Raw genomic sequence first — 23,227 nt, forward strand, 5'->3', positions numbered from 1 at the left:
CATGCCTTGGGGTAGGAGCGGACTTTGTCCGCGATTGGCTTGCGGCACGTGGCGGACCTATCACGGACGGAGTCCGCTCCTGCGCAGCCGGTGACACCGCGATCAGGGTGGGCTTCAGCGATAGGACAGCCCCATGGCGTGACGCACCTCCACCAGCGTCTCCCGCGCGGCCTCGCGGGCGCGCTCGGCGCCTTCGGCAAGGATGCTGCGCACCAGCTCGGGATTGTCCTCGTAGTCCAGCGCCCGCTCCTGGATCGGCGCCAACTCGTGGAGGATCGCCTCGATCACCGGCCGCTTGCAGTCAAGGCAACCGATCCCGGCGCTGCGGCAGCCTTCCTGCACCCACTGGCGGCAGCCGTCGTCGGAGTAGATCAGGTGCCACTGCCACACCGGGCAACGCTCCGGCTCGCCGGGATCGCGGCGGTGCACGCGCGCCGGGTCGGTGGGCATGCGTGCAATCTTCTCCTCGATCACTGCCGGGCTGTCGCGCAGGGCGATGGTGTTGTGGTGCGACTTGGACATCTTCTGCCCATCCAGCCCCGGCATCCTCGGCGCGTGGCTGGTCAGGGTCTGCGGCTCGGGCAGCAGCATCCGGCTGCTGCCTTCGAGATAGCCGAACAGGCGGTCACGGTCACCCAGGGTCAGGCTCTGCTGCTCCATGAGCAGCGCGCGGGCAGTTTCCAGCGCCTGGGCGTCGCCCTGTTCCTGCCAGGCGCGGCGCAGATTGCTGTAGAGCTTGCCGGTTTTCTTGCCCAGGCGGGCGATGGCGGTCTGGGCGCGGTCCTCGAAGTCCACCTCGCCGCCGTACAGGTGGTTGAAGCGGCGGGCGATCTCGCGGGTGAATTCGACATGGGGGAACTGGTCCGAGCCCACTGGCACCAGGCCTGCGCGATAGATCAGGATGTCCGCGGCCTGCAACAGCGGGTAGCCGAGGAAACCGAAGGTGGAGAGGTCCTTGTGGCTGAGCTTCTCCTGCAGCTCCTTGTAGGTCGGCACGCGCTCCAGCCAGGACAGCGGGCAGATCATCGACAGCAGCAGGTTCAGCTCGGCGTGCTCGGGCACCTGGGACTGGATGAACAGCGTGGCCGCGCTGGGGCTGACGCCCACCGCCAGCCAGTCGATGGCCATGTCGCGCACGTGCTGGCGGATGCTGGCGGTCTCGTCGTACTCGGTGGTCAGGGCGTGCCAGTCGACGATGGAGAAGTAGCATTCGTACTCGTGTTGCAGTTTCACCCAGTTCTGCAGCACACCATGGTAATGCCCCAGGTGCAGGCGCCCGGTGGGGCGCATGCCGGACAGCACACGGCGCAGGGATTCGACGCTGGTCAAGCGGTCAACCTCGCGGGTTCAGCGATGGAACGAGGGAGTATAGCCAGCACGCCGGGCGTGTTCAGGCGTTGACCATGAAGGGTTCCGGGTCGCCACAGCCGACGCGTACCACTACCGGGTCTTCATCGGTCAGGGCGATCACGGTGGAGGCCTCGCCGCCGCCGAAACCGCCATCGATGACCAGGTCGACCAGGTGCTCCAGCGAATCGCGCATCTCGTACGGATCGTTCAGCGGCTCACTCTGGCCGGGCAGGATCAGGCTGACGCTCATCAGCGGCTCGCCCAGTTCTTCCAGCAGCGCCAGGGCGATCGGGCAGGCCGGCACGCGCAGGCCGATGGTGCGCCGCTTGGGGTGCAGAAGCATGCGCGGCACTTCGCGGGTGGCGTTGAGAATGAAGGTATAGGGGCCGGGCGTGTGCGCCTTGAGCAGGCGGAACAGACCGGTGTCGACCTTGGCGTACAGGCCGAGCTCGGACAGGTCGCGGCACACCAGAGTGAAGTTGTGCTTGTCGTCCAGCCGGCGGATGTGGCGGATGCGCTCCACCGCCGATTTTTCGCCGATGCGGCAACCCAGGGCGTAGGACGAGTCGGTGGGATAGGCGATCACCCCCCCCTGCCGGACGATCTCCACCGCCTGCTTGATCAGGCGCGGCTGGGGATTTTCCGGGTGGATCTGAAAGAACTGGCTCATGGAGTCTCCTTGATCCCGATGGCATTCTCGGCGCTGGCGAAGCGCGGCCAGAGCGGCGCCAGGTCGTCCGGCACGCTCCGGTAAAGGCCCAGCTCCGACCAGTCGCTGGGGCCGTGGAAGTCACTGCCGGCGGTGACCATCAGGCCGAACTCACGGGCGAGGATGCTCAGCACGCCGACCTGCTCGGCCGGTTGCGGGCCGTTGCAGACTTCCAGCGCGTGGCCGCCGGCGGCAATGAAGTCGGCCACCAGCTTGCGCCGCTTGGTGCGGGTGAAGTCGTACTGGTACGGGTGCGCCAGGCTGATCCAGGCCCCCGCAGCGCGCAGCGTGCCGACAGCGTCGGCGAGGCTCGGCCAGTGCTGCTTGACGTCGCCCAGCTTGCCGGCGCCCAGCCACTTGCGAAAGGCCTCGGCGCGGTCCTTGACATGGCCCTGGCGCAGCAGGAACTCGGCGAAGTGCGGGCGCGCCGGGGCGTTCTCGCTGTCGCCCAGCTCGGCCTGGATCGCCCGCGCGCCCTCGAAGGCGCCGGGCATGCCCTTGGCTTCCAGGCGCCGGCCGATCTCTTCGGCACGGGTCCAGCGGGCGCGGTGCAGGTCGTCCAACGCCCTGACCAGCGGCTCGGCTTTTACATCGAAGCCGTAGCCCAGCACGTGAATGGTCGCCCCGCCCCAGGTGCAGGACACCTCGACCCCGTCCACCAGCTCCATGCCCAGCGCCTGCGCGGCGCGGCGGGCCTCCGCCAGGCCATCGAGGGTGTCGTGGTCGGTCAGCGCCAGCACGCGCACGCCGCGCCCATGGGCACGCTCGACCAGGGCCGTCGGGCTGAGCTGTCCGTCGGACGCGGTGCTGTGGCAGTGCAGGTCGACTCGCATGGGGCTCCCAGGGGATGCAGGGTGAATTTGTGTCGGAGCAGCTTTGTGTCGGGATAGCTTTCTGTATAGACGCTTCTGTGCCAACGCTCCCGCGGCAATGGATTGAAACCATGATCTGACGCAGCGTTGGGCGGATGGCTCTTTCAGTTCATCCGCGGCTTGGTATTATGCCGGCTCTACTGGGCTCTGGCTGCCGTAATGAAGCAATTCATCGATTTCATCCCCCTCATCCTTTTCTTCATCGTCTACAAGCTCGACCCGCGCAACGTCGAACTCGCCGGCCAGAGCTTCTCGGTCGGGGGAATCTACAGCGCCACGGCCGTACTGATCGCGGCTTCCGTGGTGGTCTACGGCGCCCTGCTGATCAAGCAGCGCAAGCTGGACAAGGGCCAGTGGGTGACGCTCGCCGCCTGCCTGGTGTTCGGCGGCATGACCCTGGCCTTCCACAGCGAAACCTTCCTCAAATGGAAGGCGCCGGTGGTGAACTGGCTGTTCGCCCTGGCTTTCGCCGGCAGTCACTTCATTGGTGGCCAGCCGCTGATCCAGCGCATCATGGGCCACGCGGTGCACCTGACCGATTCCCTCTGGGCGAAACTGAACCTCGCCTGGGTACTGTTCTTCCTGATCTGCGGTTGCGTCCAGCTGTTCGTCGCCTTCACCTTCCAGGACTACTGGGTGGACTTCAAGGTGTTCGGCAGCCTGGGCATGACCCTGCTGTTCCTGATCGGTCAGGGCGTGTTCCTGGCCCGCCACATGCACGATGAGCCTACCGGCGAAAAACCCAAGGACTGACATGCTCTACGCGATCATTGCCCGTGATATCACCGCATCCCAAGAACGCCGCCTGGCCGCCCGTCCCGCGCACATCGCTCGCCTTGAGCAGTTGAAGGAAGAAGGCCGCCTGGTGCTGGCCGGCCCGCATCCGGCCATCGACAGCAACGACCCGGGCGCCGCCGGCTTCACCGGCAGCCTGATCGTTGCCGAGTTCGACTCCCTGGCCGCCGCGCAGGCCTGGGCCGACGCCGACCCGTACCGCGCCGCCGGCGTCTACGCCGAAGTCGTGGTCAAGCCATTCAAGAAAGTCCTGCCCTAACAGCGCGCAAGCGTTGCACCCCGCGGCACGGAGCGCCACGGGGCATCGCAGCCGGACAGCGCCGGGATGGCCATGGACGGCGGCACATCATCGAACAAGGAGTCCCGATGCGCCGTTTGCCCCTGCTCGCCTGCCTCGCCCTGCCGCTGGCCGCCCTCGCCGAAGAGCCCGTCGCGGAGCAACCGGCGCCAAGCGCTGTCCAACCCCTTGCCCAGTCGCCCGCCGCCCCCTCCGAACTGGAACTGCGCCTGGCCGACAGTGAACGGCAGCGTGCCGAACTGGCCGCACGACTGGCCAACCCGGATAACAGCCAGGACGAAGCCCGCATCGCCCGCCTGACCCAGGAAAACCAGCGCCTGAAACTGCAGCTGCGCGAGGCCCAGGCCAACCAGCCGCCACGCCTGCTCACCGAGCAGCAGACCTGGTACGTGAGCGGTGCCGGCACCGCCCTGCTGGCGTTCGTCCTGGGCATACTGAGCCGCGGTCGCCGCCGCTCGCGCCGAGAATGGATCAACTGAAAGAAGCCTCTTCATGAGTGAACTGCTGCTGATCGACGACGATGTCGAACTCTGCGAACTGCTGACCACCTGGCTGACCCAGGAAGGCTTCAGCATCCGCGCCGCCCACGATGGCGCGCAGGCCCGCGCCGCGCTGGGCAGCCACGCGCCGGACGCAGTCGTGCTCGACGTCATGCTGCCCGACGGCAGCGGCCTGGAACTGCTCAAGTCGCTGCGCAGCGACCACCCGGACCTGCCCGTACTGATGCTCTCCGCCCGCGGCGAGCCGCTGGATCGCATCCTCGGCCTGGAACTGGGCGCCGACGACTACCTGGCCAAACCCTGCGACCCCCGCGAGCTGACCGCCCGCCTGCGCGCCGTGCTGCGCCGCAGCCACCCGGCGCAACCTGCCGCGCAGCTGGAGCTGGGCGACCTGGCGCTGAACCTGTCGCGCGGCGTGGCCACCATCGGCGCCGAGGAAATCAGCCTGACCCTCTCCGAGAGCCGCATCCTCGAAGCCCTGCTGCGCCAGCCGGGCGAGCCGCTGGACAAGCAGGCCCTGGCGCAGCTCGCACTGGGCCGCAAGCTGACGCTGTACGACCGCAGCCTGGACATGCACGTCAGCAACCTGCGCAAGAAGCTCGGCAGCCACCCCGATGGCCGCCCGCGCATCCTCGCCCTGCGCGGGCGCGGCTACTTCTACGCCGCCTGAACCTCGCCCTGCAGGACGTCCGGGCCGCTCTGGCCCGGGCTTCGTAAATGTTCCGGCAGGGCCTCACGTAATCTTTACCCAAGCTTTACGTGGGCCTGACCGCCCTTGACCTTGCCGACCCTAGACTGGGCTCATCCGGTAACGACCGGCCCCTGAAAGGAGAAACACCATGCGCAAGACCTTGACCGCCCTGCTGATCGCTGCCGCCCTGCCGACCGTCGCGCTGGCAGCCACTCCGGCGCCGACCGACGCTCCGCCGCCGGCCCCGTTCATGAAAGACCACGGCCCGGGCATGCACCGCGGCGAACACGGTGGCGCGCTGCGCGAGCTGAACCTGACCCAGGAGCAGCGCCAGCAGGTCGGCAAGCTGATGGGCGACTCGATGAAAGATCGCCGCGCGATCACCGAGAAGTACTGGAACAAGCTGCCCGAGGCCGACCGCAAGGCCATGCAGGAAGAACTCAAGGCCAACCGCGACAAGGCCGATGCCGGCATCCGCGGCATCCTCACTCCCGAACAGCAGAAAAAGTTCGACGAGCTGAAGAAGCAGCGCGAGCAGCGCAAGGCCGAATGGGCTGAATTCCAGAGCTGGAAGGCCCAGAAGGACGGCGCCAAGACCAACTGATTCGCTCCGCAAAGCGCAGGCGCCGGGTTCTACCCGGCGCCTTGCCGTGGAGCCCCTGACAACGGATAGACCATGCGGCTGAACAGGAAGACCATGCGCTCACTCTTCTGGCGGATCCTCGCCGCCTTCTGGCTTGCCCTGCTGCTGGTGGCCGGACTGTCGATCCTGCTGGGCCGCGCCCTGAACCAGGACACCTGGGTCATCGCCCGCTATCCCGGGCTGCACGACATCGCCAAGCAGTGGACGCTGCTCTACGAAACGCAAGGGCCCGCCGCCGCGCAACAGTTGCTGGAAAGCCGGCGGCAGCAATTCGAACTCTCGGTGCAGGTACTCGACGAGACTGGCCAGCGCCTGGTCAACGGCACCTACCTGCCCCGCCCGCCGCGTCCGCACGGCAACTTCGACCGCGAGAACCTGCCGCGCTTCCCCTGGCGCCAGCTGAGCCAGGAATACACCAGCAGCCGCACCGACCAGACCTACCTGTTCATCTACCGCATCCCGCACCCGACGCTGCAGGCCTGGCACCGCAGCAGCCTGCTCTGGCCGCTGAGCGCCCTGGGCATCGCCCTGGTGGTGCTGACGGTGTTCAGCCTGCTGCTGACGCTGTCCATCACCCGTCCGCTGAATCGCCTGCGCCGCGCGGTGCATGACCTGGGCCAGACCAGTTATCAACAGGACAGCCTGGCTCGCCTGTCTCGCCGTGGCGACGAGCTGGGCGTACTGGCCCGCGACTTCAACCGCATGGGCGCCCGCCTGCAGGGCCTGATCGGCAGCCAGCGCCAGCTGCTGCGCGATGTATCCCACGAACTGCGCTCACCGCTGGCGCGCCTGCGTATCGCCCTGGCCCTGGCCGAACGCGCAGACCCGGAGCAGCGCGCCGCCATGTGGCCGCGCCTGGAGCAGGAATGCGACCGCCTGGAAGCCCTGATCGGCGAAATCCTCGCCCTCGCCCGGCTCGACGCCGAGCCCGGCCCGACCAGCCGCATCGACCTGCTGCCGCTGTTCGAGCGCCTGCGCAACGACGCACAACTGCTTTACCCGGAACAGGACATCCAGCTCGACGTCGCCCCGCAGCTGGCGCTCGATGGTTGGCCGGACATGCTCGAACGCGCCCTCGACAACCTGCTGCGCAACGCCCTGCGCTTCAACCCGGCGGGGCAGCCGCTTCAGGTGCAGGCGCGGATCGATGGCGAACGCCTGCACATCAGCGTGCGCGACCACGGCCCCGGCGCCGGAGAAGATCACCTGGCGCAATTGGGCGAACCCTTCTTCCGCGCGCCCAACCAGAGCAGCCCCGGCCATGGCCTGGGCCTGGCCATCGCCCGCCGCGCCATCGAGCGCCACCACGGTCGGCTGCGCCTGAGCAACCATCCCGACGGCGGTTTCCTGGCCAGCATCGACCTGCCGCTGCGCCGCCAGGCCGCCTGAATTGAGCGCACTTTCGGAGAGCACCATGAGCCTTCCCGCCTTCGCTACCCCGATTCCCGCCCTGCAACGGCCGCTACTGCCGGCAGCCCTGCTGCGCAGCGAACCCTGTGACGATCCGCAATACCTGGTGCTGGCGGTTGAACTGGCGCGCCTCGCCACTCAGTGGCGGGCACGTTGGCCGGGCCTGAACCTGAGCCTGCCGCTGAGCGGCACCTGGCCGCTGGAAAGCTGGCCGGATGCGCTGGGCGAGGCACTGGATGCCTTGCTGGAAGGGGCGCTGAGGCGCCATCCGCATGCTGCGCTGGAACTGTCGCTCAGCTCCGCGCACGGCGAACTGCGCCTGGACCTGCAAGGCTACGACCCGCAGGCACGGGCCTGGCTGCCAGACGCCCTGCCTGCGGCACGACGCCTGGCCGCCTGGCAGGGCGGCCACCTGCTCTGGCGCGCCCGCGCCAGCGGTTGGACGGTGCGCCTGGAATTGCCGCTCAGCCCCGCCAGGCGCTGACGAACCCGGCCGGGTCCAGCGGTGCCGGGCGGCGCAGCTCGCCGACCGGCGTGCCGAGGTAGATGAAACCGACGATGCGCTCGTTCTCGGCCAGGCCCAGGCCTTCGCGCACCAGCGGATCGAACGCCATGGCGCCGGTGCGCCACATCGCGCCCAATCCTTCGACGTAGGCCGCCTGGATGATGCCGTGGGCGGCGCAACCCGCCGCCAGCCACTGCTCGATTTCCGGCACCTTGGGGTGATCCTGCAGCCGCGCTACGGCCACCACCAGCAACGGCGCGCGCAACGGCATGGCGCGCGCCTTGTCCAGCGCCTCGGGCTTGCCGTCCGGCTCATTGGCCGCCACGGCGCGGGCGAACAACTCGCCCAGTTCCTTGCGCGCCTCGCCTTCCACGGTGAGGAAACGCCAGGGGCGCAGTTGCCCATGGTCCGGGGCGCGCAAGGCACTGCGGAACAGGCGGTCCAGTTGCTCGGCGGACGGCGCCGGCTCGCTCAGGCGGGCATGGGACACACGGTTGAGCAACGCGTCGAGAGCCTCCATGGGCTGCCTCCAGTCAATCTCGAAAGCCGCCATTGTAGACGCAAAGGGTTCGCATTTGTCCGGGAAAGACCAAGCCCACGCTCGCTGCGCATCTTGTAAAGGGGAACGGCGTCACGCGGTTTACTCTCGGCAGACGGCAGGTAAAATGGCCGATTCCCACTGGATTCAGACCTCAGCGCATGGCCCTGCCGACACTTCGTACTCTCGGATTCATCATCGGCATCTTCGTGATCACGCTGGCGGTCGCCATGCTGGTCCCCATGGCCACCTTGCTGTATTACGGCCGCGCCAACGAGCTGCACCCGTTCATCTGGTCGGCGATCATCACCTTCACCTGCGGCCTGGGCCTGGTCATCCCCGGCCGCCCGGAGCAGGTACACCTGCGCCCGCGGGACATGTACATGCTCACGGTGTCGAGCTGGGTGATCGTCTGCTTCTTCTCCTCCCTGCCCTTCATGTTCGCGAGGCACATCAGCTTCACCGACGCGATCTTCGAGAGCATGTCGGGCATCACCGCCACCGGCTCGACCGTGTTATCCGGGCTGGACAAGATGTCGCCGGGCATCCTCATCTGGCGCTCGCTACTGCACTGGCTGGGCGGTATCGGCTTCATCGCCATGGCGGTGGCGATCCTGCCCATGCTGCGCATCGGCGGCATGCGCCTGTTCCAGACCGAATCCTCCGACCGCTCCGACAAGGTCATGCCGCGCTCGCACATGGTGGCCAAGTACATAGTCGGGGTGTACGTCGCCATCACCATCGCGGGCACCCTGGCCTTCTGGTGGGCCGGCATGGGCCTGTTCGACTCGCTCAACCACGCCATGTCGGCGATCTCCACCGGCGGCTTCTCCACTTCCGACCAGTCGCTGGCCAAGTGGCACCAACCGGCGGTGCACTGGGTCGCGGTGATGGTGATGATCCTGGGCAGCATTCCCTTCGTGCTCTATGTCTCCACCCTGCGCGGCAATCGCAGGGCACTGATCCGCGACCACCAGGTGCATGGTTTCCTCGGTCTGCTGGTGTTCACCTGGCTGGTGATGGGCACCTGGTATTCGGTGAATTCGGGCCTGGCCTGGTTCGACGCCTTCCGTATCGTGGCGGTGAACGTGACCTCCGTGATGACTACCACCGGTTTCGCCCTGGGCGACTACGGCCTTTGGGGTCACTTCTCGATCATGCTGTTCTTCTACCTGGGCTTCATCGGCGGCTGTTCCGGTTCCACCGCCGGGGGTATCAAGATCTTCCGCTTCCAGGTGGCCTACACCCTGCTGCGCGCCAGCCTCTACCAGCTGATCCACCCGCGCGCGGTGCTCAAGCAGAGCTACAACGGCCATCGCCTGGACGAAGAGATCGTGCGCTCGATCCTGACCTTCTCGTTCTTCTTCGGCGCCACCGTCGGCGGCCTGGCGCTGGGCCTGTCGTTCCTCGGCCTGGACTGGATGACCTCGCTCACCGGCGCGGCCAGCACCGTGGCCGGCGTCGGCCCGGGCATGGGCCCGATCATCGGCCCCTCGGGCAACTTCGCCTCGCTGCCGGATGCCGCCAAGTGGCTGCTCTGCGGCGGCATGCTGCTGGGGCGCCTGGAGATCATCACCGTGCTGGTGCTGTTCACCCCGGCTTTCTGGCGGCACTGATCGCCCCTGCAACCTGGGTTGCAGGTTGAGCACGTCGTAGGATGGCGTGGAGCGCAGCGATACCCATCCTACAAACGCGCATGTCGGGAGCGCTGGCACGTGGTGCAGCCCTTGTAGGAGCGAGCTTGCTCGCGAACAGATTTCCCGGAAGCTCCAGCGTCAGGCGGTTCGCGAGCAAGCTCGCTTCTACAACAGCTCAAAGCTCCTCGCGGTACTCCCCCGGCGTCTTGCCGAACCAACGGCGGAAGGCGCGGAAAAAGTTGCTCGGCTCCGAGAACCCCAGCAGGTAGGCGATTTCCAGCAGCGTCATGCGCGGCGTGGCGAGGTACTGCTGGGCCAGTTCGCGGCGGGTATCGTCGAGCAGTTGCTGGTAGCTCGTGCCCTCTTCCTGCAAGCGGCGCTGGAGGGTTCGCTCGGACAGGTGCAGCGCCTGCGCCACGCTCTCGCGCTTGGGCTCGCCCTGGGGCAGCAGGCGGCACAGCACCTGGCGCGTCTGGTGGCTGAAGCGGCTGCTGACGAAACGCGCCAGGTATTCCCCGGCGAAACGGTCGTGCAGGCGCGCCAGCTCCTCATTGGCAGTGGGCAGTGGCGCGCTCATGTCCTCGTGGGAGAACAGCATCGCGCAGTCCGCATGGCCGAAGCTCAGCGGCGCCTGGAACAGCTCGCGGTAAGGCTCGATGTCCGGAGGCGCCTCGCCCGCCAGGCGCACTTCCAGCGGCTTGATCGTCCGCCCGGTGATCCAGCGCAGCATCGCGATCAGGCTCGCCAGCGAGCACTCCGCGCTCTGGCGTGGCACCGGCAGGCGATCACCATGCACCACGATGCGGTACAGGCAGCCCTCGGGCAGGCGGCGGAAGGTCAGGTCGGCGCCCTCGGCAATGATCCGCTGGTAGCGCTCCAAACGCTCGAAACCTTCGCCCAGGTTGCGGCTGGACATCAGCGCGTAACCCACCACGGGGAACGCCGGCGTATGCACGCGAGCAATGTTCAGGCCGATGGCCGGGTTGCCGGACAGCTCCACGGCGCGGTTCCACAGGCGGCTCATGGCATCCTGCGGGAAGCGCGCATCGGGGTCGTCGAGGGCAGCAAAATCCAGCCCCAGTTCGGCGAACAGCGCTCGGCTGTCGAGACCCTCCAGTTCCAGGGACTGGACGATCCCCCGCACCCAACTGGACAGGGTCGTACGCTCAGGCATGCTCGGCTCGTCTTGCTCGATTATTGTTCTGGCCGCATCCGCCCACTCGGCAGGCGAATGCGGTATCACCCCACGCGGTCCCCGTCCGACCGGCGGGCGCCGCCCAGTTTATAGAACGAGCAGGCCAGCGCAACGCCTGCCGGATTAGTCGACCGGAACGGGAATACTGATATCGACGAAGATGAACACGCCGGTCAGACCCAGGTTGCAGAGCGCAATCAGGCGCGCCCTCCGGTCATGGGCGAAGAAGGCCAGCAGGGGCAGAACGATCAGCAGCAGATTCAACCCTGCCCAACCGTTGAGCAGCGACTCGTGCCAGAAATACTGCGTCTCGACCAGGTTCAACACGTAGTAGAGCGCGATGAACATCAGCGCCCACCGACCGTGCTGGCTGAAGAGTTCACGAGGGTCCTCGCCGGGCTTGAGTTCATGGTTGGGCAGGATCAGCGCGGCGGTGAAGTAGAGCAGCAACGGCGAGCTGATGAGGGTGAGGAAGGTCAGGAACGTCCACTGCTTGACGATCTGGCTGAAATCGGCGAACGCCCACCACTGTTCCAGCTGCGTCGCGAAGACACAGGCGGCCCAGGCCAATGCCACCCAATCCATCCCGGCAGTCCTGCGTGAGCGGATAGCCGCCACCACGCTGGACAGTACCCGGGTGATTCCCAGCCCCAGCAGCATGCCGAACACGACCGCCGCCCATTTGAATTCAGCCATGTCCACTTCGGTGCATTCCTTTTCCAGTTGATCCAGGCGCCAATCCGACTGGCAGCGCGCGGACACTAAACTGGCGCCCAGGGTCACCCGCAAGCGCTGGAGCGGGCCTAAACTGAAGGCATCACAAGAATAGGAAGTGCGTCATGAGCACCCAGACCGCCGATCGATTCCAGAGCTTTGCCGAGTTCTACCCCTACTACCTGCAGGAACACAGCAATGCCGTGTGCCGGCGCCTGCATTACGTGGGCAGCCTGCTGGTACTGTCGATCCTCGCCTACGCCCTGGTCAGCGGGCATTGGCTGTGGCTGCTGGCCATGCCGCTGGCCGGCTACGGCTTCGCCTGGGTCGGCCACTTCGTGTTCGAGAAGAACCGCCCGGCCACCTTCAAATATCCGCTGTGGTCGCTGATGGGCGACTGGGTGATGCTCAAGGATGCGTTCACCGGGCGTATTCGCTTCTGAGGTTTCAGCGGCGAATCAGCAGTTCCCGCGCGCGGGCCTGGTCGTCCGGCGCCAGCTCCGCGAACAGCTCCACTTCGCCGGCGATCAACGCGCCCGCCGGCGCACCATCGCGATAGAGCACGCGGTTGCCGCTCACCGCCGGCACCTTGCGCCCCGGCAGCAGGGTGCCGGCCAGGTTCAATGGATCGACCGCCGAAACCACCACCCACTCGCCGCTCGCCTCGCGGCGGCGCACCTCGCGCAGCAGGCCGACGGCTTCGGGCAGGGCGAACTGCTCGCCGGTCAGCCCGGCGACGAAGCGCCCGCCACGGATTTCCCCGCGCGCTTCCAGGCGATGGTAGACCCGCAGCAGGTCGCGCCAGGGCGGCAGCCAATCGGCCTCGCGGTCCAGCAGGCGCCAGCAGACCACACCGTAGCGGCGCAGCAGGGTCATGGCGACGTGTTCGAGCACTTCCACAGGCAACCGCGCGCCCGGCTCCAGCGAAGTGCGGCGCAGCATAGCCCAGCGCCCGGCGTCGGCCATGCCGAACAGCGGCGTACGCGAGCGCCGTTGCGGATGACGCCGCGCCGCCGGCATCAGTAACGCGCGCAGGCCGGCGAAGCTGTCGGCATTCACCCGCCCCGCCGCTACCAACTCGCCCAGTACGGTTTCCAGCTCCGTACGCAACAGGTGACTGTCGCTGGCCAGCTCTTCGAAGAAGGACGCGCCGTGCTCCTTGAGCACGTCCAGTACCTTGTGGCCCTTGGCGGAAAGCTCGGCATCCGCTTGACCCGCGCACAGCATGCTCCATTGCGCCATCTGCGCGCGCGGCAGCAGCACGATGGGCGTGCTCTTCAGCGGCCCTCCCCGCCCTTTCACCGCCGTTCGGCCCGGCAGGCGCGCCCAGACGATACGACCGGCGCGGCACAGGTCGTCCAGCCAGTTGATCCCGTAGTCGGCCACACGGCTGGGCAGGATGTCGCTTTCCCAGGCGCTGGCGGCGGCCTGGAAGCCCTCCAGCTGGCTGAGCACGCCGGCCAGCGACTCCGCCCCGCGTGTCCGCGTTCCGGCAGAGACGCGCTGCCAGTCGAACAGGAAGCGCATGAAATCCGCCCGTGCCACCGGTTCGATCTCCCGGCGCAGACGCTTGACCGTGTAACGATGGATGCGCGCCAGCAGGTGGCGCTCGCACCATTCTTCCTCGGCTGCGCCGGGCGTGAAGCGCCCGCGCAGCACGTAGCCTTCACGCTCCAGGCTGGCCAGGGCGAAGCTGGCTTCGCCTGCGGAAATGCCCAGGTCCTGCGCCAGCTCATGCACCAGCCGCGGGCCGAAACCGGTCAGGCGCGCCCGCACCAGTTCGACTTGCGCCTCGTCGGCCGTGCAGGTTTCCCGCAGCGCTGGCGGTAGGTCGAGCACGGGTTCGGCCGTGGCCTGCGGATGTATTGCATGCCATTGGCTCACCCGCTCCGCTGCCACCCAAACGGCGCCGGCGGGCAACTGCAGGCAAGTCGCCCGGCCGGCCCTGGTCAAACATTTGAGCAGCCGCGGCCAGCCCTCATTGGCCTGTGCTTCGCTATCGCGGATGCCGCCCAGGCCGGTCAGCGCCTCATGCATCTCGTCGGCATCGCGCGCCTGCGGCCAGACCTCGGCGCGCACCGCGGCGATGGCTTCGGCATCCAGCGCGCCAAGGTCATCGGCGCTTTCCGGGTCGGTCCAGCGGCGGCTCTGCACGGCCTGGGTGCGGCGCTCTTCCAGCGGCGCATCATCAAGGAAGGCGTAGGGACTGGCCGACAACACTTCCGCCGCCAGCGGCGACGGCGCCGGCAGGTCGCGCGCCAACAAGGTGATTTCGCCACGCTCCATGCGCCGCAGCAGTGCTAGCCAGCCTTCGCTGTCCATGGCCTCGTGCAGGCAGTCGTCGAGGGTCTGCGCCACCAGCGGATGATCGGGAATCTCGCGCTCGCCGACGATGTTCTCCAGGCACGCGACCTGATCGGGGAACACCGAGGCCAGCAGGTCTTCGCTGCGCATGCGCTGCAGCGGCGGCGGTACCTTGCGGCCAGCGGAAAACCGCGGCAAGGCCAGCGCGGTGGCGGCGTTCCAGCGCCAGCGCACGCCGAACAGCGGCGCATCGAGCAGCGCCTGGATCAGCACCTGCTCGGCAGTATGGGAGTGCAGGTAGCGCCACACTTCGTCCAGCGCGAAGCTGTGGCTGGTGGCCAGGGAGAGAACGATGGCGTCCTCGGTGGCAGCGGCCTGCAGCTCGAAATTGAAGGTGCGGCAGAAGCGCTTGCGCAATGCCAGGCCCCAGGCGCGGTTCACACGACTGCCGTAGGGCGAATGAAGAACCAGCTGCATGCCGCCGGACTCGTCAAAGAAGCGCTCGAGGATCAGCGTCCTGCGCGTGGGCAGCGCGCCCAGGGCGTGACGGGCGCGCGCCAGGTATTCCACCAACTGCCGCGCCGCGCCCTCGCCCAGGCCCAACTGGTCCTGCAGCCAGTCGATGGCACGTGCCAGCGGTTCGGGCTCGTCCTGCCCCTGCACAAGCAGTTCGTCCAGTTGTCCGCGCAGGCGTGCAACGCTGATGGACAACTCGTCGCTGCGCCCGGGCGCCTCGCCGAGCCAGAAGGGAATGTTCGGCGGCTGGCCGTGGGCGTCCTCGACCCGCACCCGCCCCGGCTCAACGCGCATGATGCGGTAGGAGACATTGCCCAGCTGGAACACGTCGCCGGCCAGGCTTTCCACGGCGAAGTCCTCGTTCACCGTGCCGACGTTGAGCCCCTGGGGTTCCAGCACCACGCAGTAATCGCCCGACTCGGGGATGGTGCCGCCCGAGGTCACGGCCGCCAGCCTGGCGCCACGTCGGCCACGCAGGCGCTGGTGCACGGCGTCGCGGTGCAGATAGGCGCCACGCTGGCCGCTGCGGCTGGCATAACCCTCGGCCAGGGTGCGCAGCAGGGCGTCGAAGCTTTCCCGGTCGAGGTCGGCATAGGGCTGCGCCGCGGTGAAAAGTACGAATAGCGCATCCTCCTGCCATTCCCGGCAGGCCACCTCGGCGATGATCTGCTGGGCCAGGACATCCAGCGGCGCATGGGGAATGCTCAACGTATCGAGCTCGTTGCGGCGCACGCTGTCGAGCAGCGCCACGCACTCGATCAGGTCGTCCCGCGAGGTCGGGAACAGCCGTCCCTTGGGCGTCCCGCCGACACTGTGGCCGGAGCGTCCGACACGCTGCAGGAAGGCCGCGATGGAGCGCGGCGAGCTGATCTGGCAGACCAGCTCCACGTCGCCGATATCGATGCCCAGCTCCAGGGAAGCGGTGGCCACCAGCACGCGCAGCTGGCCGGCCTTGAGCCGCCGCTCGGCGCCCAGGCGCTGCTCCTTGGACAGACTGCCGTGGTGCGCCGCCACCCAGCCGGCACCGATGCGCTCGGCCAGGTGCCGGGTGATGCGTTCGGACAGACGCCGGGTGTTGACGAAGATGAGCGTGGTGCGGTGCTGGTTGGCCAGCTCGGCCAGGCGGTCATAGACCTTGTCCCAGACATCGTGGGACATCACCGCTTCCAGCGGCGCCGCCGGCACTTCCAGCCCCAGGTCGCGCTGGCGGGTGTAGCCGATGTCGACGATGCGGCAGGCCTGGTGACGACCCACGAGGAAGCCCGCCACCGCCTCGATGGGCTTCTGCGTGGCAGACAGGCCGATCCGTACCAGCGGCCCCTCGCACAGCGCCTGCAGGCGCTCCAGCGACAGCGCCAGGTGGCTGCCGCGCTTGCTCGCGGCGATGGCATGGATTTCATCGACTATCACGCTGCGCGCGCCGGCCAGCATGGCCCGGCCGGATTCCGATCCGAGCAGTACGTAGAGCGATTCCGGCGTGGTGACCAGGATGTGCGGCACGCGCCGGCGCATGGCCTCGCGCTCGCTGGACGTCGTGTCGCCGGTACGCACCGCGGTGCGGATTTCCACCTCCGGCAAGCCCCTCTTCACCAGCGCGGCGCGGATGCCGGCCAGGGGCTCGTCGAGGTTGATGCGGATGTCGTTGGACAGCGCCTTGAGCGGCGAGACGTAGACCACGCTGGTGCGGTCGGGCAACTGGCCACCGTTCGCCAACCCTTCGCGGACCAGGGTATCGATGGCGGCCAGGAAAGCCGTGAGCGTCTTGCCCGAACCGGTGGGGGCCGCCACCAGGGTCGACTCGCCCGCCTGGATCGCCGGCCAGGCCAGCACCTGCGCCTGGGTCGGTGCCGGGAAGTGCGCACGGAACCAGCCGGCCACCGCCGGATGGAAGGTGGACAGCACATCGGCTCGCTGGGCGCGGGAGGAGGTTCGGGGAGCAGCCATGCAAACCAATATGGCGGCGCGCGAAGCCCGTCACAAGGACCGCTGATCGCGCCTCGCCGCGGGCAGCGCCAGCCATTACTCTTCAGTCATCCCCCCGGCGGAATGACATTCGATGAGCGACCGCGATCGCGACTATTACTGGGAGCAGGTCCGGCAACAGAACCGGCAGAAGCCGCCCGAAGGCCCGAAGCGCAACTGGCGGATGCTGGTGAAGCCGCTGCTGTGGTTTCTCGTTCCGTTGCTGACGCTCGCCGCCGGCACCACCCTGTGGCGTGATCCGGCCAGCCATGCATGGCTGGCGGAGCGCTGGGTGGTCCTGCAAAGCCGGCTGGGCCTGTCTCCGACCGAAGTCGGCGCGGCGCCCGCGGCCTCGCCCTATAGCGACAGCCCACGCAAGCTGTCCGACTGCATCAAGCCGGGGAATGTGATCGACGATGAGGTACGGGCTTGCGTGAAGGGGTACAGGCCCAGGACCTGGTGACAGAAGTCCCGCAACCCTAAGAACGGATCGCGGATAAGATCTCTACGCGAAGTACGTCATGCTGCCACGTGAAGTATTCCAGAGAAACATCCGCACGCACCAGACGGCCCCTTTCAGGAGGCCTCGTTGGATGAGTTTCAGGGGTTGAGCGGCATGGATGCCGCGAGAGCCACGATGGGCCAGGGATGGCCCTTCGTGGGGGGACGCCTAGTTCGTGCCCCTGAAACTTCGATCCAACGAGGGGATTTTTCGCCTAAGCGAAAAACCGGATGGAGGGGCAAGACCTTTGGTTACTTTGCGTCGCTTGGCAAAGTAACTCGCCCAAGGGGGCGAAAAACAAAGGTCATGCGTACGCCGAAGCGACGCAGAAACACCCAAGTCACAGTGCGCTGGCCTTTCCGGCGGATCGCAGGCAGGGCTCGCCCCTACAGGGGAGCGCGCTCAGGACTCCTCGTTGTGCCCCAACCCATGCATCCGCAGCTTGTTGGCAATGGTGGTGTGCGACACCCCCAGGCGCTTGCCCAGTTGCCGGCTGCTCGGGTGCTCGCGGTAGAGGCGCTCCAGAACGGCCCTCTCGAACCGGCCGACGATGGCATCCAGCCCGCCTTCCAGGGAGAAGTCCCCCAGCGGATGCGGTGCGCCATAGTCCGGCAGGCGGATGTGCTCGGGGCGGATGGTGCCGCCTTCGCACAGCGAGACCGCCTGGAACAGCGCGTTCTCCAGCTGCCGTACGTTACCCGGCCAGTGGTAGCGGCCCAGACGGTCCAGTGCCTGCGGCGAGAGCTTGGGCAGCGCACAGCCGATCTGCCGGCTGGCCTGGTCGAGGAAGTGCTCCACCAGCGGCTCCAGGCCGTCCAGGCATTCGCGCAGCGGTGGAATGTGCAGCGACAGCACGTTGAGACGGTGGTAGAGGTCCTGACGGAACTCGCCCTTGGTGCAGAGCTCGGACAGATCCACCTGGGTCGCGCAGATCACCCGCACATCCAGGTACACCTCCTCGTCGCTGCCCACGCGGCGGAAGCAGCCGTCCTGCAGGAAGCGCAGCAGCTTGGCCTGCAACCGCGGGCTCATCTCGCCGACACCGTCGAGGAACAGCGTGCCGCCGGCGGTGAGCTCCAGCAGGCCGAGCTTGCCTTCCGGGCGCGCGCCTTCGAAGGCGCCTGGGCCGTAGCCGAACAGTTCGGTCTCGGCCATGGATTCGGGCAGGCCGGCGCAGTTCAGCGCCATGAATGGCGACTGTCCGCGCGGGCTGGCGAGGTGGCAGGCGCGGGCCAGCAGCTCCTTGCCGGTGCCGGTCTCGCCCTCGATCAGCAGTGGCGCGTCCAGCGGCGCCATGCGGCGTGCCTCGCGCACCACGGCAGCCATCACCCGCGAACTCTGGAAGATGCTGTCGAAGCCGCGCAGCTCCAGGCGCCGTACGTTGTAGATGCGCTCGCCGACGCGGTCGGCACGGTGCAGGGTGAGCACGGCGCCGGCCAATGCTTCACTTTCGTCGTGTTCAGTCTGCAGCGGCGCGATGTCGGCGAGGAACACATCGCCCTTCACCTTCACCCGCAGGCCATTGATGCGTGCCTTGTTGGCCCGCACCAGCTCCGGCAGGTCGAGATCCTCGACGTAGCGCGACAGAGGGATGCCCGGTACTTCGTCGACGCGAACGCCCAGCAGCTGGGCGGCGGCGCGGTTGCCCGCGACTATCTGCCCGGCCATGTCGATGGACAGCACCGGGAATTCCAGCGCCGCCAGCAGCGCATTCAGCTCCAGGTGGCGGCGCTCGCTGGGCATCAGGCCGACGCGCTTGACGCCGAACACGCCGGGCACCGCTTCGAGCTTGGGCTTGAGCGACTGGAACTGCAGGTTGATGAGGTTCGGACAGAGCAGGTAGATGGCGTTGCCTTGCTCGCCGCCGACTTCGCCGCGGTTGACGTTGATGCCGTAGTCGACCAGCAGGTTGAGGATGTCGCGCAGGATGCCGACGCGGTTCTGGCAGTGCACTTTGATGCGCATGGCGGGCCCGTGGTTGTCGTTGTGGTGGGCGCTCCGGCACGGATTTTCGCATGGCGGCCGGAATTTACCGTCAAGAATATGTGACAGATGACCGCACCTTCAAGCCATTGCCGGGTGCCCACGCCGCGCAGCGTAATCATTTCTTTACGAATTACCGCGCATGGCGCTTGCCAGAGCCGCACCAGGGGGGCTGTTCGCCGGCACGCGCCGCGCTATTTGTGAGTCATCACAAGAACAGGCAGCTCGACGCCGGAGGCTCCATGAAGACATCGCAGTACGTGGCCCGCCAACCTGACGAAGACGGTTTCATCCACTACCCGGAAACCGAGCATCAGGTCTGGAATACCCTGATCACTCGTCAATTGAAAGTGATCGAGGGCCGCGCTTGTCAGGAATACCTGGACGGCATCGAGCAGCTCGGCCTGCCCCATGAGCGCATCCCGCAACTGGGCGAAGTCAACCAGGTGCTCCAGGCCGCCACCGGCTGGCGTGTGGCGCGGGTGCCGGCGCTGATCCCCTTCCAGACCTTCTTCGAGCTGCTGGCCAGCCAGCAGTTCCCCGTCGCCACCTTCATCCGCACTCCGGAAGAACTGGACTACCTGCAGGAGCCGGACATCTTCCACGAGATCTTCGGCCACTGCCCGCTGCTCACCAACCCCTGGTTCGCCGAGTTCACCCACACCTACGGCAAGCTCGGCCTGGCCGCCAGCAAGGAAGAGCGGGTGTATCTCGCCCGCCTGTACTGGATGACCATCGAATTCGGCCTGCTGGATACCTCGCAGGGCCTGCGCATCTACGGTGGCGGCATCCTTTCCTCGCCCAAGGAGACGGTCTACAGCCTCTCCGGCGAACCCGAGCACCGGGCCTTCGACCCGCTGGAATGCATGCGCACGCCGTACCGCATCGACATCCTGCAGCCCCTGTATTTCGTGCTGCCCGAGCTCAAGCGTCTGTTCGAACTGGCCCATGAGGACATCATGGCGCTGGTGCGCGAAGCCATGCGCCTGGGCCTGCACGCGCCGAAGTTTCCGCCGAAACAGGCCGCCTGATCCGCTGCAATCGATCCCATCTGTGCCTAGGATGAGACAGGCTCGCGAGCCTAAGATGGTTCGCGGGCGCACTCCTATGCCACCCCACGACAAGGAGAACCTTTGATGACCGCACTTACCCAAGCCCATTGCGAAGCCTGCCGCGCCGACGCCCCGAAGGTGTCCGACGAAGAACTGGCGGTGCTGATCAAGCAGATTCCGGACTGGAACATCGAGGTCCGCGACAATCACATGGAACTGGAGCGGGTCTTCCTGTTCAAGAACTTCAGGCACGCCCTGGCCTTCACCAACGCGGTGGGCGCCATCGCCGAGGAAGAAGGCCACCACCCCGACCTGCTGACCCAATGGGGCAAGGTCACCGTTACCTGGTGGAGCCACGAACTGAAGGGCCTGCACCGCAACGACTTCATCATGGCCGCACGCACCGACGAGCTGGCCGCGAAAGCAGAGGGACGCAAATGAGCCATTTCGCCAAGGTCACCCGCGTACCGGGCGACCCGATCCTGGGCCTGCTCGAAGCCTACCGGGCGGACCCCAATCCCGCGCGGCTCGACCTTGGCGTGGGCGTCTACAAGGACGCCCAGGGCCTCACGCCGATCCCCCGCGCGGTGAAGCTCGCCGAACAGCGCCTGGTCGATACCGAGACCACCAAGAGCTACGTCGGCAGTCACGGTGACGCGCTGTTTGCCGCGCGCCTGTGCGAGCTGGTGCTGGGCGTCACCTCGCCGCTGCTGGCCGATGCCCGCGCCGATGCCACCCAGACGCCGGGCGGCACCGGCGCCCTGCGCCTGGCGGCGGAGTTCATCGCCCACTGCCTGCCGGGCAAGAGCATCTGGCTGAGCGACCCGACCTGGCCGATCCACGAGACCCTGTTCGCCGCCGTCGGCGTGCCGATCAAGCACTACCCCTACGTCGGCGCGGACAACCGGCTCGACGCGGATGCCATGTTCGCCATGCTGGAGAAGATTCCCCAGGGCGACGTGGTGCTGCTGCACGCCTGCTGCCACAACCCCACCGGCTTTGACCTGGATCATGACCAGTGGCAGCGCGTGCTGGAAATCGTCCGCCGCCGCGAACTGCTGCCGCTGCTGGACTTCGCCTACCAGGGCCTGGGCGACGGGTTGGAAGAGGACGCCTACTCCGTGCGCCTGCTCGCCGAAAGCCTGCCGGAGGTGCTGATCACCAGCTCCTGCTCGAAGAACTTCGGCCTCTACCGCGACCGCGTCGGCGCGCTGATCGTCTGCGCCGAAAACGCCGACAAGCTCACTGACATCCGCAGCCAGCTGGCGCTGTTCGCCCGCAACCTCTGGTCCACCCCGCCGGCCCACGGCGCGGAGGTGGTCGCCACCATCCTTGGCGATCCGGAGCTGAAGAATCTCTGGCTGGAAGAACTGGACGGCATGCGCGGACGTATCGCCGACCTGCGCATCGGCCTGGTCGAGGCCCTGCGTCCCCATGGGCTGGCGGAGCGTTTCGCGCACATCGCCATCCAGCGCGGCATGTTCTCCTACACCGGCCTGCAGGCCGAGCAGGTGCGCATCCTGCGCGAGGAGCACAGCATCTACCTGGTGAGCAGCGGCCGCGCCAACATCGCCGGCCTCGACGGCGAGCGCCTGGACCACCTGGCGGCGGCCATCGCCCGCGTCTGCCGCTGACGACGAATTCTTCCCCCTCGACCGGCCATTGGGCCGGTCTTTTTTTGCCTAGGCGAGGTTTGGCCCGAGCGTAGGAGCGGACTCCGTCCGCGATCGTTTTCCGGCTGCTCCGAGCTGGCCTGCAGCACATCGCGGACAGAGTCCGCTCCTACGCAGGCTGGTTACGCCGGCGTAGGCCTGTAGGAGCGCGCCATGCGCGCGATCGCGGGCATGGCCCGCCGCAACAGGGAGGCTCCGTCAGTAGTCGTCGCGCTTGCGGAACGCCCAGCGCCCGGCCAGGGCGGTGAAGCTGGCCACCAGGACCACCAGAATCCAGAAGCCTTCCGGATCGCTGGAGAAGGGAATACCGCCGACGTTCATGCCGAAGAAGCCGGCGATGATATTGATCGGCAACGCCAGCACCGTGACCACGGTGAGGGTGAACAGCGTGCGGTTGCTCTGCTCGTTGATCTTCGCGGCGATCTCTTCCTGCAGCAGCTTGATGCGTTCGCCCAGCGCGGTGAGGTCATTGATCACCAGGGAGAACTCCTCGGTGGCCTCGCGCAGCACGCGCACGTCGTCCTCCGTCAGCCACACCGGCGGGCGGTTGAGCAGGCGCATCAGCGAGCCCGGCTCCAGCGCAAGCAGGCGTTGCAGGCGCACCAGCACACGGCGCATGGCGCCCAGGTCGGCGCGGCTGGCGGAGAGGCGCGAGGACAGCAGCTGGTCCTCGATGCGGTCCACGCTGATGCTGGTCTCGCGGACGATGCGGGTGAGGATTTCGCCCTGGTCGCGCAGCAGGTGGATCAGCAGTTCCAGCGGCGAATTGAAGCGCTCGCCGTGCTTCACCGAGGAGCGCAGCGTATCCACCGAGCGCAGCGGCTGCGCACGGGCGGTGACCAGCAGGCGGCCACGGGCGCAGACCCAGAGGGTGGCGACGTCCGAGGACATGCGGCTGCCGAAATCGAACACCACGTCGTTGACCACCGCCAGCAACGCGCCATCCACATGCTCGATGCGGGTGGAGCGCGAGCCTTCGCGCAGGGTCTCGAAGAAGTAGTCGGGCAGCTCCAGGTGCGACTTCATCCAGCGCTCGCAGGCCGCGTGCGCGAGGTTCAAATGCAGCCAGAGGAATTCATCTGCCGCGCGTGGCTCGCGCAGGCGTTGCAGGGCGGTGGGTGAGTCGATCTCCAGGCCAGGCTGGTCGGGGCGGAAGCTGAAGCCATAAAGCAGGCCGAACAGGTCGGAATCCTGATGGCTCTGGACGATGCTGTGGTTCATGGGGCTGCGGTTCTTGAGGCCGTAATGCGGGCTTGAAACCGGCCCTGTAGGAGCGAGCTTGCTCGCGAACCCGCACGGCACGGACTGTTCGCGAGCAAGCTCGCTCCTACGAAGAGCAGATCACGCCCCCCCTCTGGTGTTATCAGAGGCCCATGAA

The 23,227-nt window shown here is 67.2% G+C and carries 22 protein-coding genes; 13 read left to right on the forward strand and 9 right to left on the reverse strand.

All coding sequences use genetic code 11. The features are described 5' to 3' along the window. Positions 1–114 precede the first annotated feature (114 nt). The 3 genes from MJ122_RS28150 to MJ122_RS28160 all read right to left on the reverse strand — a co-directional run bounded on the left by MJ122_RS28150 (position 115) and on the right by MJ122_RS28160 (position 2,892). Complete coding sequence (locus tag MJ122_RS28150) at positions 115–1,329, reverse strand: tryptophan--tRNA ligase (RefSeq protein WP_017517229.1); 1,215 nt, start codon at positions 1,327–1,329, stop codon at positions 115–117. A 61-nt stretch (positions 1,330–1,390) separates the two neighbouring features. Then, entirely contained in the window at positions 1,391–2,020 is a 630-nt protein-coding gene (locus MJ122_RS28155; protein ID WP_239746982.1) for an L-threonylcarbamoyladenylate synthase, read from the reverse strand. Continuing rightward, complete coding sequence (locus MJ122_RS28160; protein ID WP_088418056.1) at positions 2,017–2,892, reverse strand: PHP domain-containing protein; 876 nt, start codon at positions 2,890–2,892, stop codon at positions 2,017–2,019. The genes MJ122_RS28155 and MJ122_RS28160 overlap by 4 nt, the downstream gene beginning before the upstream one ends. Positions 2,893–3,090: 198 nt before the next feature. Between MJ122_RS28160 and MJ122_RS28165 the strand changes: the two genes are divergently transcribed. The 7 genes from MJ122_RS28165 to MJ122_RS28195 all read left to right on the forward strand — a co-directional run bounded on the left by MJ122_RS28165 (position 3,091) and on the right by MJ122_RS28195 (position 7,752). After that, positions 3,091–3,684 carry a septation protein A gene (locus tag MJ122_RS28165; RefSeq protein ID WP_088418055.1) on the forward strand — a complete coding sequence of 198 codons (594 nt, stop codon included), beginning with the start codon at positions 3,091–3,093 and terminating at the stop codon, positions 3,682–3,684. A 1-nt stretch (position 3,685) separates the two neighbouring features. Then, positions 3,686–3,985 carry a YciI family protein gene (locus MJ122_RS28170; protein WP_037011035.1) on the forward strand — a complete coding sequence of 100 codons (300 nt, stop codon included), beginning with the start codon at positions 3,686–3,688 and terminating at the stop codon, positions 3,983–3,985. Between the two features lie 107 nt (positions 3,986–4,092). Beyond that, positions 4,093–4,503: a translation initiation factor 2 (IF-2, GTPase) gene (locus tag MJ122_RS28175; RefSeq protein WP_239746983.1), complete on the forward strand. Its 411-nt coding sequence runs from the start codon at positions 4,093–4,095 to the stop codon at positions 4,501–4,503. Positions 4,504–4,516: 13 nt separating this feature from the next. Then, positions 4,517–5,194, forward strand: coding sequence for a response regulator transcription factor (locus MJ122_RS28180; protein ID WP_017517223.1), 678 nt, complete (start codon positions 4,517–4,519; stop codon positions 5,192–5,194). Between the two features lie 169 nt (positions 5,195–5,363). After that, positions 5,364–5,819, forward strand: a complete 456-nt coding sequence (locus MJ122_RS28185; protein ID WP_088418053.1) for a Spy/CpxP family protein refolding chaperone — start codon at positions 5,364–5,366, stop codon at positions 5,817–5,819. Positions 5,820–5,912: 93 nt separating this feature from the next. Beyond that, positions 5,913–7,247 (forward strand): HAMP domain-containing sensor histidine kinase, encoded by a 1,335-nt coding sequence (locus MJ122_RS28190; protein WP_239747034.1) that lies wholly within the window; start codon positions 5,913–5,915, stop codon positions 7,245–7,247. Between the two features lie 25 nt (positions 7,248–7,272). Further along, on the forward strand, positions 7,273–7,752 hold the full coding sequence (locus MJ122_RS28195) for a hypothetical protein (protein ID WP_239746984.1): 480 nt from the start codon (positions 7,273–7,275) through the stop codon (positions 7,750–7,752). Here the strand turns inward: MJ122_RS28195 and MJ122_RS28200 are convergent. Next, positions 7,733–8,293 (reverse strand): nitroreductase family protein, encoded by a 561-nt coding sequence (locus tag MJ122_RS28200; protein WP_017517219.1) that lies wholly within the window; start codon positions 8,291–8,293, stop codon positions 7,733–7,735. The two genes, MJ122_RS28195 and MJ122_RS28200, sit on opposite strands and share 20 nt — an antisense overlap. 179 nt (positions 8,294–8,472) lie before the next feature. Here MJ122_RS28200 and MJ122_RS28205 point away from each other — a divergent pair, with 179 nt between their 5' ends. Beyond that, positions 8,473–9,927 carry a TrkH family potassium uptake protein gene (locus MJ122_RS28205; RefSeq protein WP_017517218.1) on the forward strand — a complete coding sequence of 485 codons (1,455 nt, stop codon included), beginning with the start codon at positions 8,473–8,475 and terminating at the stop codon, positions 9,925–9,927. A 196-nt stretch (positions 9,928–10,123) separates the two neighbouring features. Here the strand turns inward: MJ122_RS28205 and MJ122_RS28210 are convergent, their stop codons facing one another. Both MJ122_RS28210 and MJ122_RS28215 read right to left on the reverse strand, forming a co-directional pair. Beyond that, positions 10,124–11,122: an AraC family transcriptional regulator gene (locus MJ122_RS28210; protein WP_088418051.1), complete on the reverse strand. Its 999-nt coding sequence runs from the start codon at positions 11,120–11,122 to the stop codon at positions 10,124–10,126. A gap of 144 nt (positions 11,123–11,266) precedes the next feature. Then, on the reverse strand, positions 11,267–11,839 hold the full coding sequence (locus tag MJ122_RS28215) for a hypothetical protein (protein WP_239746985.1): 573 nt from the start codon (positions 11,837–11,839) through the stop codon (positions 11,267–11,269). 143 nt (positions 11,840–11,982) lie between these two features. Between MJ122_RS28215 and MJ122_RS28220 the strand changes: the two genes are divergently transcribed. Continuing rightward, positions 11,983–12,300 (forward strand): Mpo1-like protein, encoded by a 318-nt coding sequence (locus tag MJ122_RS28220; protein ID WP_081518014.1) that lies wholly within the window; start codon positions 11,983–11,985, stop codon positions 12,298–12,300. 4 nt (positions 12,301–12,304) lie between these two features. Here MJ122_RS28220 and MJ122_RS28225 read toward each other — a convergent pair whose 3' ends face one another. Beyond that, complete coding sequence (locus MJ122_RS28225) at positions 12,305–16,621, reverse strand: DEAD/DEAH box helicase (protein ID WP_239746986.1); 4,317 nt, start codon at positions 16,619–16,621, stop codon at positions 12,305–12,307. Positions 16,622–16,733: 112 nt separating this feature from the next. Between MJ122_RS28225 and MJ122_RS28230 the strand changes: the two genes are divergently transcribed. Continuing rightward, on the forward strand, positions 16,734–17,102 hold the full coding sequence (locus MJ122_RS28230) for a hypothetical protein (protein ID WP_239746987.1): 369 nt from the start codon (positions 16,734–16,736) through the stop codon (positions 17,100–17,102). A 441-nt stretch (positions 17,103–17,543) separates the two neighbouring features. On the opposite strand, the gene MJ122_RS28235 is transcribed toward MJ122_RS28230, so the two are convergent. Beyond that, positions 17,544–19,106: a sigma-54-dependent transcriptional regulator gene (locus MJ122_RS28235; protein WP_088418047.1), complete on the reverse strand. Its 1,563-nt coding sequence runs from the start codon at positions 19,104–19,106 to the stop codon at positions 17,544–17,546. Between the two features lie 260 nt (positions 19,107–19,366). Here MJ122_RS28235 and phhA point away from each other — a divergent pair, with 260 nt between their 5' ends. The 3 genes from phhA (at position 19,367) to MJ122_RS28250 (ending at position 21,810) form a co-directional block, all read left to right on the forward strand. Further along, positions 19,367–20,155 carry a phenylalanine 4-monooxygenase gene (gene phhA, locus MJ122_RS28240; protein ID WP_239746988.1) on the forward strand — a complete coding sequence of 263 codons (789 nt, stop codon included), beginning with the start codon at positions 19,367–19,369 and terminating at the stop codon, positions 20,153–20,155. A 105-nt stretch (positions 20,156–20,260) separates the two neighbouring features. Further along, the gene (locus tag MJ122_RS28245) at positions 20,261–20,617 is read left to right on the forward strand and encodes a 4a-hydroxytetrahydrobiopterin dehydratase (RefSeq protein ID WP_017517211.1); all 357 of its coding nucleotides are present in this window, start codon (positions 20,261–20,263) and stop codon (positions 20,615–20,617) included. Next, a complete protein-coding gene (locus tag MJ122_RS28250; protein WP_239746989.1) occupies positions 20,614–21,810 on the forward strand; it encodes an amino acid aminotransferase in 1,197 nt (398 codons plus the stop codon). Before MJ122_RS28245 ends, MJ122_RS28250 begins: the two co-directional genes overlap by 4 nt. 237 nt (positions 21,811–22,047) lie before the next feature. Here the strand turns inward: MJ122_RS28250 and MJ122_RS28255 are convergent, their stop codons facing one another. Then, positions 22,048–23,070, reverse strand: a complete 1,023-nt coding sequence (locus MJ122_RS28255; RefSeq protein WP_088418044.1) for a transporter — start codon at positions 23,068–23,070, stop codon at positions 22,048–22,050. Positions 23,071–23,227 lie beyond the last annotated feature (157 nt).

It is taken from the genome of Pseudomonas sp. DP-17, from assembly GCF_022380625.1.
GTDB lineage: Bacteria > Pseudomonadota > Gammaproteobacteria > Pseudomonadales > Pseudomonadaceae > Pseudomonas > Pseudomonas nitroreducens_A.